This is a genomic window from Streptomyces sp. bgisy159 (genome assembly GCF_057707805.1).
Genome location: NZ_JBYIQX010000036.1, coordinates 34,871 through 47,216 on the forward strand (window position 1 = coordinate 34,871; position 12,346 = coordinate 47,216).

Sequence of the window (12,346 nt, forward strand, 5' to 3'; positions counted from 1 at the left end):
ACCGGGCGCACCGGGCGGGAGCACCCGGCGGTGCTCCTACCCGCCCGCCTCCGTACCGGGCGTCCTGTCGGCGACCCAGTTGCGGTGCGCCGCGCTGCCCGCCCGGCCCGGGGACGGCTTCAGGATCGGCTTGCCCTGGCTGCTGCCGCTCAGGAACGCCTCGGCGGGCACGTACGGGGTTCCGTCGACCCGGAAGCGGAGCGAGCCGTCCGCGTGCGCCGTCACGCCGCCGCCCCGCCGGGCCCGCCACCCCGCAGGCCCGATCCGCCCCGCAAGCCCCGTCAGCCTCGTCCCCGGCGGCCCAGCAGGACCGCGGCCCCTCCCGCCACCAGCAGGGCCAGCGCGCCGCCCGCGATGTAGGGGGTCAGGGAACTGCCGCCCGTCTCGGCGAGGTCGGCCTCGACGCTCCCCGCCGGTGCGCCCTGGGGCTCGACGCCACCGGAGCCGGCCGGGGTGGCAGAGGACTGCGGGGCCGCGGGGGTCTCGCAGGTGGCGCGGGCCAGGGTGACGGTGCCCTCGACCCGGGCCACGTTCAGGTTCAGCGGGTCGATGCTGAGGGAGAGTTCGAGGGCGGTCGCGGCGGCCGTGCGGGAGGTGGTCTCGCGGCGGGCCAGGTCGAGGCGGACCTCGCCCACGCCGGGCACCTTGACGACCGTGGGGCCGCCGGCGGTGACGGTGGTGCGCTTGCCGAGGACGGTGACCGAGCCGGGCAGCGTGGCGGAGGCGAGCGGCCGCCGCCCGGTCGCGCAGACCGCCTTGGCGGTGACCGCGTCGACCTCGATGACGGACAGCAGCGGCAGGCCGGGGACGTGCAGCCGGGCGCGGGTGAGCCGGGTGGACGCCTCGGCCCGGTCCCCGTCGGCCGTGGCCTCGGCCTCGGCGACCTCCGCGCGCAGCACCTCGAACGGACGGCCGCCGTCGACCCCGTCGAGGGTGGCGGTCAGCGCGGTCCTCCTGGCGTCGGCCGGTGCCCGGACCTCGTCGAGGGTGACCGCGAGGGGCACCTCGACGGTCTTGTTCAGCAGCGACACGTCGAGACCGGTGCGCAGGACGACGGCGCTCGCGCGGCCCTCGCCGGAGGTCGCGTGGGCCGCGCCCGGGGTGGCCAGGACCGCGGGACCGGCGGCCAGGGCGGTGGCCGTGGCGACGGTCGCGAGGCGGCGTGCGGGCGTGCGGAAGGTGGTGCCGTTCACGGTGTGGGACCCCCTGGGGGAGACAGGCTCGGGACCCGGCAAGACTGACCGCGCCGGACCCGTACCGTCAGCGATCCGCCACCACTTCACCCCATCGGGGACTTTCCGCCCATTCATTCGAATCCCCCGGCACAGGCGTTCCCGCGCCGCCCCGTACGGGTGCCACCGCACCCGGCGCGAAGCGCCCCGCGGGCGCCCCGTCCGCGCGCTAGGCGACGACCCGCCCGCGCAGCACCACGCGGCGCGGCGCCGACAGCACGCGCACGTCGGCGCGCGGATCGGTCTCGTAGACCACGAGGTCCGCCGGCGCGCCCTCGTCGAGGCCGGGACGGCCGAGCCAGGCGCGGGCCGCCCAGGTGGTGGCCGCGAGGGCGTCGACGGCGGGGAGGCCGGCGGTGACCAGCTCGGCGACCTCGGCGGCGACCAGGCCGTGCGGCAGGCTGCCGCCCGCGTCGGTGCCGACGAACACCGGGATGCCGGCGTCGTAGGCGGAGCGCACGGTGTCGTAGCGGCGGGCGTGGAGCCGGCGCATGTGGTCCGACCAGCGCGGGAACTTGCTCTCGCCGCCCTTGGCGAGCTGCGGGAAGGTGGCGATGTTGACCAGGGTGGGGACGATCGCCACGCCACGTGAGGCGAACAGGGGGATCAGGTCCTCGGTGAGGCCGGTGGCGTGTTCGACGCAGTCGATGCCGGACTCCACCAGGTCCTTCAGGGAGTCCTCCGCGAAGCAGTGCGCGGTGACGCGGGCGCCGAGGCGGTGGGCCTCGGCGATGGCCGCCTCGACCGCCGCGCGCGGCCAGGTGGGGGCGAGGTCGCCGAGGTCGCGGTCGATCCAGTCGCCGACCAGCTTGACCCAGCCGTCGCCGCGCCGGGCCTCCTGGGCGACGTAGGCGACGAGGTCCTCGGGCTCGATCTCGTGCGCGTAGCCGCGGATGTAGCGGCGGGTGCGGGCGATGTGCCGGCCGGCCCGGATGATCCTCGGCAGGTCCTCGCGGTCGTCGACCCAGCGGGTGTCGGACGGCGAGCCCGCGTCGCGCAGCAGGAGGGCGCCGGCGTCCCGGTCGGTGAGTGCCTGCTTCTCGGCGGTGCCGGCGTCGACCGGGCCGTGCGCGCCGAGGCCGACGTGGCAGTGGGCGTCGACCAGTCCGGGCAGCGCCCAGCCGGCGACGGTGCGGACGTCGCGGGCGCCGGTGGGGCGGTCGTAGGAGATCCGCCCGTCGACGACCCACAGCTCGTCCCGGATGTCCTCGGGTCCGGCCAGGATCCGGCCCTTCACGTGCAGCACGGCGCGTTCACTCATGGAGCGAACCTTAGTCAGCCGTTTCGCCGGCCCGGCCGGTGGTCTCGTCCTCCACGTCCGCCATCGCCGGGTCGAGGAGGCGGGAGAGGAAGTGGCGGGTTCGTTCGTGCCGGGGGGCACCGATGACCCGGGCGGGGTCGCCGTCCTCGACGATCACTCCGCCGTCCATGAAGACGACGCGGTCGGCGACCTCTCGGGCGAAGGTCATCTCGTGGGTGACGACCATCATGGTCATGCCCTCGTCGGCGAGCATGCGCATGACGGCGAGGACGTCGCCGACCAGTTCCGGGTCGAGCGCGGAGGTCGGCTCGTCGAAGAGCATCACCTCGGGGCCCATCGCGAGGGCCCGGGCGATGGCGACGCGCTGCTGCTGGCCGCCGGAGAGGGAGGACGGGTAGGCGTCGGCCTTCTCGGCGAGGCCGACCCGGCGCAGGTTCTCGGCGGCCACCTTCGCCGCGCTCGCCTTGTCCCGCCCGAGGACGCGGCGCTGCGGGAGGGTGAGGTTCTCGGTCACCGTCAGGTGCGGGAAGAGGTTGAACTGCTGGAAGACCATGCCGATGCGGCGGCGCGCGGCGTCGATGTCGACGTCGGGGTCGGTGAGTTCGGTGCCGCCGACGACGACCCGGCCCTCGCTGGGCTCCTCCAGCAGGTTGACGCAGCGCAGCAGCGTGGACTTGCCGGAGCCGGAGGGCCCGATGACGCAGACGACCTCGCCCTGGCGGATCTCCAGGTCGATGCCGCGCAGCACGTGGTTGGCGCCGAAGGACTTGTGCAGCCCGTGGACCTGGATCTCGGGCCGGGCGCCGGTGTCGGGTGCGGTCACTTGACGGCCTCCTGGGCCTTGGCCTCCATGCGGCGCACGACGAAGCCGAGCGGGATCGTGATCAGCAGGTAGCACAGGCCGGCGACGAGGATCGGTGTGGAGTTGGCGGTCGTGCTGGCCAGGTCGCGGCCGTACTTGGACAGTTCGCGCTCCTCCAGGGTGACGCCGAGGAAGAGCACCAGCGAGGAGTCCTTGAAGAGCAGGACGAGTTCGTTGGTCAGCGGCGGCAGGATGATGCGGAAGGCCTGCGGGAGGATGATCGAGACCATGGCGCGGGCCGGTGAGAAGCCGAGCGAGCGGGCCGCCTCCATCTGCCCCTTGGGGACGGCCTGGATGCCGGCGCGGATCGTCTCGGCCATGTAGGCGGCGGCGACCAGGCCGAGCGCGAGGGCGACCTTGCCGTAGGTGCCGCCGACGATCTGGGTGCCGGGGAAGGCCAGCGGGACGGCGACGCCGATGAAGATGAAGATCAGCAGGGCGGGCAGGCCGCGGAAGATCTCGATGTAGATCCCGGCGAGCCAGCGGTAGGGGCCGACCGGGGACAGCCGCATCAGGGCGACGACCATGCCGAGGGCGAGGCCGACGGCGAAGCCGGTCACCGTGTACAGGACGGTGTTCTTCAGCGCGAGGGTGATGACGTCGGGGAACATCTGCCGCGCGATGTCCTGCTGCGCGAACTGGTTCCGCAGCCGGCCCCAGTCGGCGAGCAGCGCGAAGGCGGCGACGCCGGCGACGAAGACGGCGTACTGGACACCGCGGGAGACCCGGCGCTTCTGGCGCCGGGTCAGACCCTTCCTCTTCGGCCGGGCTGCGGCGAGCTCGGCGTCCGGGCGGGTCACGAGGCGGACGGGGAGGCGGCCGACCGGTCGTACGGGCCGATCCACCGCTCGTAGAGCTTCTGGTACGTGCCGTCGGCCTTGGCGCCGGCGAGGGCCTTGTCGATGGCCTCGCGGAGCTTGTCGTTGCCCTTCTTGACGGTGAAGCCGTACTGCTCGCCGGTGTTGATCTGCTCGGCGACCTCGAAGGCGGTGGCGTTCGCCGTGTCCTTCAGCCAGCCCTGGACGACCGGGTAGTCGATGACGACGGCCTGCACCTGGCCGGTGCGCAGGCCGTTGAGGACGGCGTCGGAGGACTCGAAGGAGACCGGGTCGAGGCCCTTGCTCCGGGCGTAGTCCTCGCCGGTGGTCTGGGCCTGGGCACCGACCTTCTTGCCCTTGAGGCCGGCGAAGGAGGTGATGCCGCTCTTCTTGTCGACCAGGACGGCCTGGGTGGCCTCGAAGTACGGGTCGGAGAAGTCGACGTTCTTCTTGCGCTCCTCGGTGATGGTCATGCCGGCGGCGGCGAGGTCGCACTGGCCGGAGTTGAGGAACGCGCCGGTCTTGAAGTTCTCGAACGGGGTGTCGACGATCTTCTGCTCGACGCCGAGGTCCTCGGCGACCAGGTCGATCAGCGCGACGTCGAAGCCCTGGACCTTGCCGTCGACCTCCGACTGGAAGGGCGGGTAGGGCAGGTGGGTGCAGGTGGTCAGCTGACCGGCCTTGACCAGCTCGACCCCGCCGGCCGCGGTCTTGGAGCCGCTGCCGCCGCCGTCGCTCGACGTGCAGCCGGCCAGGAGGACCAGGCCGGCCGTCGCGGCGAGGGCGGCCAGGGTGCGGGCGCGGCGCCCGAGGAGCGTGTTCATGGGGACCTTCCCTAGGGGGCTGAGCGTTCCGATTATAAGGAAGAGTTTGGGTATCTCAAACCAAACCGATGGCCAGAGACCCACCCGACCTAAGAAGTAGAGACCCAGCCGACCTGAGAAGTGTGGAGCCGCGGGGAGCTCCCGGGCCCGGCCGCGCCGGGCCCGGGGGCGTCCACGGGAGGCCCTACGCTCGATGGACCGCCGCTCGTACGCGTGAGGAGAGCCCCGCCGTGACCCACCCCTTCCTGGACCCGGCCCCGCTGGACGCCGCCCGCTTCGCCTCGATCGAGGACCGGGTGGCCCGGCTGCTCGGCACCCGGCAGGACGTGCTGATCACCCAGGGGGAGGCGCTGCTGCCGCTGGAGGGGGCGATCCGCGCGGCCGCCGGGCCGGGCACGACCGCGCTGAACGTGATCACCGGCCCCTACGGGCAGACGTTCGGCCACTGGCTGCGCGACTGCGGCGCCACCGTGATCGACCTCGCGGTGCCCTTCCACACGGCGGTGAAGGCCGCGCAGGTCCGGCAGGCGTTCGCCGAGCACCCGGAGATCGACTTCGTGTCACTGGTGCACGCGGAGGCGGCGACCGGCAACACCAACCCGGCGGCGGAGATCGGCTCGGTCGCACGGGAGCACGGTGCGCTGCTCTACCTGGACGCGGTGGCGTCGGTGGGGGCCGAGCCGGTGGAGCCGGACGCGTGGGGCGTGGACCTGTGCGTGATCGGGGCACAGAAGGCGCTGGGCGGCCCGGCAGGGGTGTCGGCGGTCTCGGTGAGCGAGCGGGCCTGGGCGCGGATGGCGGCGAATCCGCACGCCCCGCGCCGCTCCTATCTGTCGCTGCTGGACTGGAAGGAGCGCTGGATCGACCGGGGGCGCGCGGTGCTGCCGCACGCGCCGGCGCAGTGGGAGATGCTGGCGCTGGAGGCGTGCCTGGAGCGCGTCGAGCGGGCGGGCCTGGCCGCGGTGACGGCCCGGCACGCGTCCGCCGCGGCGGCCACCCGGGCGGGCGCGGTGGCGCTGGGTGGCGGGCTGGAGCCGTACGTGCGCGAGGCGGCGGAGGCGGCGCCGGTGGCCACCACGCTGCGCGCCCCGGCCGGGGCGCCGGCCGCGGAGCTGGTGGCCCGGGCGCTGGCGGCGGATCCCGCGCTGCCGGTGGCCGCCGGGGGCGGGGCGCTCGCGGAGGAGATGGTCCGGGTCAACCACTACGGTCCGGACGCCACCCCGGGGGCGGTGCGCGCCGCGCTGACGGCGCTGGGCGCAGCCCTGGCGGAACGGGGGCGGGACGTCGATGTGCCGGGGGCGCTGCGGGCCGCCGAGAACGCTTGGCGGTAATTAATCCTCCGCCTATAATTCGATGCAATTCCGTAATTATTCAGGCGGGTAGCTCCCCGTTTTCTTCTGCCCGCTTTCGCCGAGGCTAAACACTAAGATTTGAGGAACGCGGATCGACGCGTTCCGGACGCATCCCATGGTTGTTTCAACTATGTGACGCGTTCCACATTGCGTCCGCTTCGCACCTTTTGTCCCGTGCATATCGGGATATCGCCGCCGTCCGCGCACTCCCCCACGCACGCGTGATAACACAGACCGGCCCAGCATGTAAGAGCACGTGGCCGTGCAATTCAGAATTTCTCTCGGTAAATTCAATTCGCATGACTGCCGCACAAGCAGACCTGCGCATTGACCGTCCGTCGGTGACGGACGGAGCCGACCTGTGGCGCATCGCCAAGGAATCCGGAAAGCTCGACCTGAACTCTTCGTACAGCTATCTGCTGTGGTGCCGGGACTTCGCCGGCACCTCTGCGGTGGCCCGCGAGGAGGACGGCGGGCGGCCCGTCGGCTTCGTCACCGGGTTCCTTCGGCCGGACGCCCCGCGCACCCTGCTCGTCTGGCAGGTGGCCGTCGACGCCGCGCAACGCGGCCGGGGACTGGCCGGTGCCCTGCTGGACGGGCTGGTCGCACGGCTCGCCGCCGAGCGGGGCATCGACTCGGTGGAGACCACCATCACGCCCGGCAACACCGCCTCCGAGCGGCTGTTCACCTCCTTCGCCGCCCGCCACGGCGCGCTGGTCACCCGCGAGGTCCTGTTCGGCACCGAACTGTTCCCGGACGGACCGCACGACCCCGAAGTCCTGTATCGCATCGGCCCGTTGACCCCCCAGTCGCATTGAGGAGCGATTTCGTCGTGACCATCACCCAGCCCGATCTGAGCGTCTTCGAGACCCTGGAGTCCGAGGTGCGCAGCTACTGCCGCGGCTGGCCCGCCGTCTTCGACCGCGCCCAGGGCAGCCGGATGTACGACGAGGACGGACACGCCTACCTCGACTTCTTCGCCGGCGCCGGCTCCCTCAACTACGGCCACAACAACCCCGTGCTGAAACGGGCGCTGATCGACTACCTGTCCCGGGACGGCGTCACCCACGGCCTGGACATGTCCACCACCGCCAAACGGTCCTTCCTGCAGACCTTCCAGGACCTGGTGCTGCGCCCGCGTGACCTGCCCTACAAGGTCATGTTCCCCGGCCCGACGGGCACCAACGCCGTGGAGTCCGCGCTCAAGCTGGCCCGCAAGGCGAAGGGCCGGGAGGCGATCGTCTCCTTCACCAACGCCTTCCACGGCATGTCGCTGGGCTCCCTCGCCGTCACCGGCAACGCCTTCAAGCGGGCCGGCGCCGGCATCCCGCTGGTGCACGGCACCCCGATGCCGTTCGACAACTACCTCGACGGCCAGGTGCCGGACTTCCTGTGGTTCGAGCGGCTGCTGGAGGACCAGGGCTCCGGTCTGAACAAGCCGGCCGCGGTGATCGTGGAGACCGTGCAGGGCGAGGGCGGCATCAACGTCGCCCGGCCCGAATGGCTGCGCGCGCTCAAGGAACTGTGCGAGCGGCAGGACATGCTGCTGATCGTCGACGACATCCAGATGGGATGCGGACGCACCGGGGCCTTCTTCTCCTTCGAGGAGGCCGGCATCGTCCCCGACATCGTGACCGTCTCCAAGTCCATCAGCGGCTACGGCCTGCCGATGTCGCTGTGCCTGTTCAAGCCCGAGCTGGACCTGTGGGAGCCGGGCGAGCACAACGGCACCTTCCGCGGCAACAACCCCGCGTTCGTCACCGCCACCGCCGCGCTGGAGACGTACTGGGCCGACGGCTCGGCGATGGAGAAGCAGACCCGGGAGCGCGGCGAGCAGGTCGAGCAGGCGCTCATCGCGATCTGCGAGGAGAACCTCGCCGACATCAAGGAGTACCGCGGCCGCGGGCTGGTGTGGGGCCTGGAGTTCCACGACAAGGCGCGCGCCGACCGGGTGGCGCGGCGCGCCTTCGACCTGGGCCTGCTCATCGAGACGTCCGGCCCGCAGAGCGAGGTGGTCAAGCTGCTGCCCGCCCTGACCGTCACCGCGGACGAGCTGGACGAGGGCCTGAGCGTTCTCGCCCGGGCCGTCCGTGAGACCGCCTGACACGCCTGAGACCGTCACCACCTAGGAGGCATCGCACCACCGTGATCGTCCGTTCGTTCAAGGACATCGAAGGCACCGACCGGCACGTGAAAGCGGCGTCCGGCACCTGGGAGAGCAAACGCATCGTCCTCGCCAAGGAGAGAGTCGGTTTCTCCCTGCACGAGACGATCCTCTACGCCGGCACCGAGACGTCCATGTGGTACGCCAACCACGTCGAGGCCGTGGTGTGCGTCGAGGGCGAGGCCGAACTCACCGACCACGAGACCGGGACGACGTACTCCATCACTCCCGGCACCATGTACCTCCTCGACGGGCACGAGCGGCACACGCTGCGCGTCAAGGAGGACTTCCGCTGCCTCTGCGTGTTCAACCCGCCGGTCACCGGCCGGGAGGACCACGACGAGAACGGCGTGTACCCGCTGCTCACCGAGCCCGAGGAGGTGTGAGACATCGTGACGACGATGACCGACCTGTACCCCAGCCGTGGCGCCACCGAAGTGTCGGTTCCCCGCCAGGACCCGGTCGTGTGGGGCGCTCCGGACGCGCCCGGGCCGATTACCACGACCGACCTGCAGTCCTACGAGCGTGACGGCTTCCTCGCCATCGACCAGCTCATCACGGACGACGAGGTCGCCGTCTACCGGCGCGAGCTGGAGCGGCTCGTCGCCGACCCGGAGATCCGGGCGAACGAGCGCTCCATCATCGAGCCGAAGTCCAAGGAGATCCGCTCGGTCTTCGAGGTGCACCGGATCAGCGAGGTGTTCGCGAACCTGGTGCGCGACGAGCGGGTCGTCGGGCGGGCCCGGCAGATCCTCGGCTCGGACGTGTACGTCCACCAGTCGCGGATCAACGTCAAGCCCGGGTTCGGTGCCAGTGGCTTCTACTGGCACTCGGACTTCGAGACCTGGCACGCCGAGGACGGCCTGCCGAACATGCGGACGGTGTCCGTCTCGATCGCGCTGACCGAGAACTACGACACCAACGGCGGGCTGATGATCATGCCCGGCTCGCACAGGACGTTCCTGGGCTGCGCCGGTGCCACGCCCGAGGACAATTACAAGAAGTCGCTGCAGATGCAGGACGCGGGCACGCCCTCGGACGAGGCGCTGACGGCGATGGCGAGCCAGTACGGCATCCGGCTGTTCACCGGCCGGGCCGGGTCGGCGACCTGGTTCGACTGCAACGCCATGCACGGCTCCGGCGACAACATCACGCCGTTCCCGCGCAGCAACGTGTTCATCGTGTTCAACAGCGTGGAGAACGCCGCGGTGGAGCCGTTCGCGGCGCCCATCCGCCGCCCGGAGTTCATCGGCGCCCGGGACTTCACGCCCGTGCGGTAGCCGGCGGCGGACCGGCGGGCCGGGGCCTTCCCGTGGGACGGGGGCCCCGGCCCGCCGCCGTCCGTTCAGCCGGAGAGCACGTCCAGCAGGCGGTCCACGTCGGCGGCCGTGTTGTAGAGGTGGAAGGACGCACGCAGGTTGCCCGCCCGGTCGGAGACCTCGATGCCCGCCTCGCTCAGCTCCGGCTGGCGGTGGCCGAGCCCCGGCACGGAGACGATCGCCGAACCCGGCGCCGGCACCGGCTCGTGGCCGAGACCGGCCAGCCCCGCGCGGAACCGGTCGGCGAGGGCCAGGTCGTGGGCGTGCACGGCGGCCACGCCCAGCTCCTCCAGGAGTTCCAGCGAGGTCCGCAGCCCGGCGTGGGCGAACAGCGACGGGGAGAGGTCGAAGCGCCGTGCGGACCGGGCGAGGTCGGTGACCGGGCCGTAGCAGCTGTCCCAGGGGACCTCGCCCGCGACCCAGCCGGCCAGCAGCGGCGTCAGCCCGCCGAAGTCCTCGGGGACGACGAGGAACGCGGCGCCGTGCGGGCCGAGCAGCCACTTGTACGAGACCGAGGCCGTGAAGTCGTGCTCGGCGGCGGAGTCCATCGGCAGCCAGCCGGCCGACTGCGAGTAGTCGACGTAGGTGCGGGCACCGTGGGCGCGGGCCGCCTCGCGCAGGGCGGTCAGATCGGCGTTGCGGCCGTCGGCGGACTGGGTGGCGCTCACCGCGACGAGCGCCGTGCCGGGGCGCACCGACTCGGCGAGCCGCTCCAGCGGGACCGCGCGGACCTTGAGATCGCCGCGGACGTGGAACGGGTTGAGCACGGAGGTGAAGTCGCCCTCCACGGTGAGGACCTCGGCTCCGGACGGCAGCGAGGCGGCGATCAGACCGGTGTGCGCGGCGACCGAGGACCCCAGGGCGACCCGTCCGGCCGGTACCCCGGCCAGCCGGGCGTAGGCGGCCCGGCAGCGCTCCACCTCGTCGTACAGCGGGCCCGCCGGCCGGCCCTCGGCCCGCAGCAGCGCCGCCTCGTGCAGGGCGGCTACGGTGCGGGCCGGCAGCAGGCCGTTGCTCGCGGTGTTCAGGAAGGTGCTCTTCGGGGCGAACTCGGCGCGGACAAGACTCTCGAAGCTCTCCGTGGTCTCCATGGCTCCACTGTGAGCCCCGAGCATCTGTCAGTCCATTGCGATTTTTTGCCCGGATCATCTAAGCAGTGCTTATACGAGCCCGGTGACCTGCGCTTTCGCTCAGTGCTGCGGTACGGCGCAGCCGTCGGCCCCGCAGGCCTGCGCGTCGTCCTGGTCGATCACGGTGAGCGGCGACCGGTCGCCCCACGCCTGGGTGAGGGCCTGGCTGAAGACCTCGGCGGGCTGGGCGCCGGAGACGCCGTAGGCGCGGTCGAGGACGAAGAAGGGCACACCGGTCGCGCCGAGCTGCGCGGCCTCGCGCTCGTCGGCGCGGACCTCGTCGGCGTAGCGTTCCGGGTCGGCGAGCACCGCGCGGGCGGCGTCGGCGTCCAGGCCCGCCTCGGCGGCCAGCTCGACGATCCGCTCGTCGCCCTCGGTGAACAGGGAGCGCTCCTCGGCGAAGTTGGCCCGGTACAGAAGCTGGATCAGCTCGTCCTGACGGCCCTGCTCCTTGGCGAAGCGCAGCAGTCGGTGCAGGTCGAAGGTGTTGCCGTGGTCACGGCCGCGGGTGCGGTAGGCCAGGCCCTCGGCGGCGGCCTGGGCGCCGAGGTTGTCCTCGCCGGCCTGGGCCTGCGCCTCGCTCATGCCGTACTTCCTGCTGAGCATGGTGAGCACGGGCTGGACGTCGTCCTTGGCGCGGCCCGGGTCCAGCTCGAAGGAGCGGTGCACCACCTCGACCCGGTCGCGGTGCGGGAAGGCCGCGAGCGCCTTCTCGAAGCGGGCCTTGCCCACGTAGCACCACGGGCAGGCGATGTCGCTCCAGATCTCGACGCGCATGTCTCGGCTCTCTCCAGCTCGTACGGTGACGGAGACTCCCTCCGCCGAGTGGATGAACGTTCAAGCAGCCGGGGTCATTCCCGGGGCACGGAGAACCGCAGCCCGATGTGGTGCTCGCCACCGCGCGGCGGCGGGCCGGCCCAGCCCATCCGGCTGTAGAAGGCCTGCGCGCCCCGGTTGCCGGCGTGCACGTCGAGCACGGCGGTGTGCCGTCCCTCGGCCCGCCACTGCTCCACGCAGGCCGCGTGCAGGGCCGTACCGATACCGGAGCGCCAGTGGTCGGGGTCGACGTGGAACTGGTACAGCTTGACCGTCTCCGGGCCCGCCCCCTCGGGGGTGCGGAAGGAGGCCAGCGCGGCGAGCCGGCCGTCCTCGACGGCGCACAGCACCTGTCCGTCGGGGCGCCGCAGGGCGGTGCGCCAGGCGGCGGGCCAGTCGATGCCGTCGTCCGGGAGGCCGTCCGGGTAGTACGTCGACCGCGCGCGCCGGTGCAGTGCCGCGAGGGCGTCCGCCTCCGCCACTAGGGCGGTGCGGATCACCCGGACTCCGGTCGCGTGGTCGCCGGCCGCGGGGTCGCCGGCCGCGGGGTCGTTGATCATGCCGTCGA

14 protein-coding genes are annotated in these 12,346 nt (G+C 72.3%); 5 read left to right on the forward strand and 9 right to left on the reverse strand.

Annotated features, from left to right (window positions below; translation table 11 throughout):
* Positions 1–36: 36 nt before the first annotated feature.
* From AC3ET3_RS27465 to AC3ET3_RS27490, 6 genes are all read right to left on the reverse strand, one after another.
* On the reverse strand, positions 37–225 hold the full coding sequence (locus AC3ET3_RS27465; protein WP_432138263.1) for a hypothetical protein: 189 nt from the start codon (positions 223–225) through the stop codon (positions 37–39).
* Between the two features lie 56 nt (positions 226–281).
* Positions 282–1,193, reverse strand: a complete 912-nt coding sequence (locus AC3ET3_RS27470) for an SCO1860 family LAETG-anchored protein (RefSeq protein WP_435613060.1) — start codon at positions 1,191–1,193, stop codon at positions 282–284.
* A 208-nt stretch (positions 1,194–1,401) separates the two neighbouring features.
* Complete coding sequence (locus tag AC3ET3_RS27475; protein ID WP_432157616.1) at positions 1,402–2,493, reverse strand: amidohydrolase family protein; 1,092 nt, start codon at positions 2,491–2,493, stop codon at positions 1,402–1,404.
* 10 nt (positions 2,494–2,503) lie between these two features.
* Complete coding sequence (locus AC3ET3_RS27480; protein WP_432138266.1) at positions 2,504–3,316, reverse strand: amino acid ABC transporter ATP-binding protein; 813 nt, start codon at positions 3,314–3,316, stop codon at positions 2,504–2,506.
* Entirely contained in the window at positions 3,313–4,155 is an 843-nt protein-coding gene (locus AC3ET3_RS27485; protein ID WP_432138267.1) for an amino acid ABC transporter permease, read from the reverse strand. Before AC3ET3_RS27485 ends, AC3ET3_RS27480 begins: the two co-directional genes overlap by 4 nt.
* Positions 4,152–4,997, reverse strand: coding sequence for a transporter substrate-binding domain-containing protein (locus AC3ET3_RS27490; RefSeq protein WP_432138268.1), 846 nt, complete (start codon positions 4,995–4,997; stop codon positions 4,152–4,154). The genes AC3ET3_RS27485 and AC3ET3_RS27490 overlap by 4 nt, the downstream gene beginning before the upstream one ends.
* A 230-nt stretch (positions 4,998–5,227) precedes the next feature.
* Here AC3ET3_RS27490 and AC3ET3_RS27495 point away from each other — a divergent pair, with 230 nt between their 5' ends.
* The 5 genes from AC3ET3_RS27495 (at position 5,228) to thpD (ending at position 9,793) form a co-directional block, all read left to right on the forward strand.
* Positions 5,228–6,328 carry a pyridoxal-phosphate-dependent aminotransferase family protein gene (locus tag AC3ET3_RS27495; RefSeq protein WP_432138269.1) on the forward strand — a complete coding sequence of 367 codons (1,101 nt, stop codon included), beginning with the start codon at positions 5,228–5,230 and terminating at the stop codon, positions 6,326–6,328.
* A gap of 320 nt (positions 6,329–6,648) precedes the next feature.
* Entirely contained in the window at positions 6,649–7,167 is a 519-nt protein-coding gene (gene ectA, locus AC3ET3_RS27500) for a diaminobutyrate acetyltransferase (RefSeq protein ID WP_432138270.1), read from the forward strand.
* A gap of 14 nt (positions 7,168–7,181) precedes the next feature.
* Positions 7,182–8,453, forward strand: a complete 1,272-nt coding sequence (gene ectB, locus AC3ET3_RS27505; RefSeq protein WP_432138271.1) for a diaminobutyrate--2-oxoglutarate transaminase — start codon at positions 7,182–7,184, stop codon at positions 8,451–8,453.
* Positions 8,454–8,494: 41 nt separating this feature from the next.
* The gene (locus tag AC3ET3_RS27510; protein WP_432138272.1) at positions 8,495–8,899 is read left to right on the forward strand and encodes an ectoine synthase; all 405 of its coding nucleotides are present in this window, start codon (positions 8,495–8,497) and stop codon (positions 8,897–8,899) included.
* Between the two features lie 15 nt (positions 8,900–8,914).
* On the forward strand, positions 8,915–9,793 hold the full coding sequence (thpD, locus tag AC3ET3_RS27515) for an ectoine hydroxylase (RefSeq protein ID WP_432138300.1): 879 nt from the start codon (positions 8,915–8,917) through the stop codon (positions 9,791–9,793).
* Between the two features lie 65 nt (positions 9,794–9,858).
* Here thpD and AC3ET3_RS27520 read toward each other — a convergent pair whose 3' ends face one another.
* The 3 genes from AC3ET3_RS27520 to AC3ET3_RS27530 form a co-directional block, all read right to left on the reverse strand.
* Positions 9,859–10,923 carry an aminotransferase class V-fold PLP-dependent enzyme gene (locus tag AC3ET3_RS27520; RefSeq protein ID WP_432138273.1) on the reverse strand — a complete coding sequence of 355 codons (1,065 nt, stop codon included), beginning with the start codon at positions 10,921–10,923 and terminating at the stop codon, positions 9,859–9,861.
* 99 nt (positions 10,924–11,022) lie between these two features.
* The gene (locus AC3ET3_RS27525; protein ID WP_435613061.1) at positions 11,023–11,739 is read right to left on the reverse strand and encodes a DsbA family oxidoreductase; all 717 of its coding nucleotides are present in this window, start codon (positions 11,737–11,739) and stop codon (positions 11,023–11,025) included.
* Between the two features lie 74 nt (positions 11,740–11,813).
* Positions 11,814–12,338 carry a GNAT family N-acetyltransferase gene (locus AC3ET3_RS27530; protein ID WP_435613062.1) on the reverse strand — a complete coding sequence of 175 codons (525 nt, stop codon included), beginning with the start codon at positions 12,336–12,338 and terminating at the stop codon, positions 11,814–11,816.
* Positions 12,339–12,346: the final 8 nt, after the last annotated feature.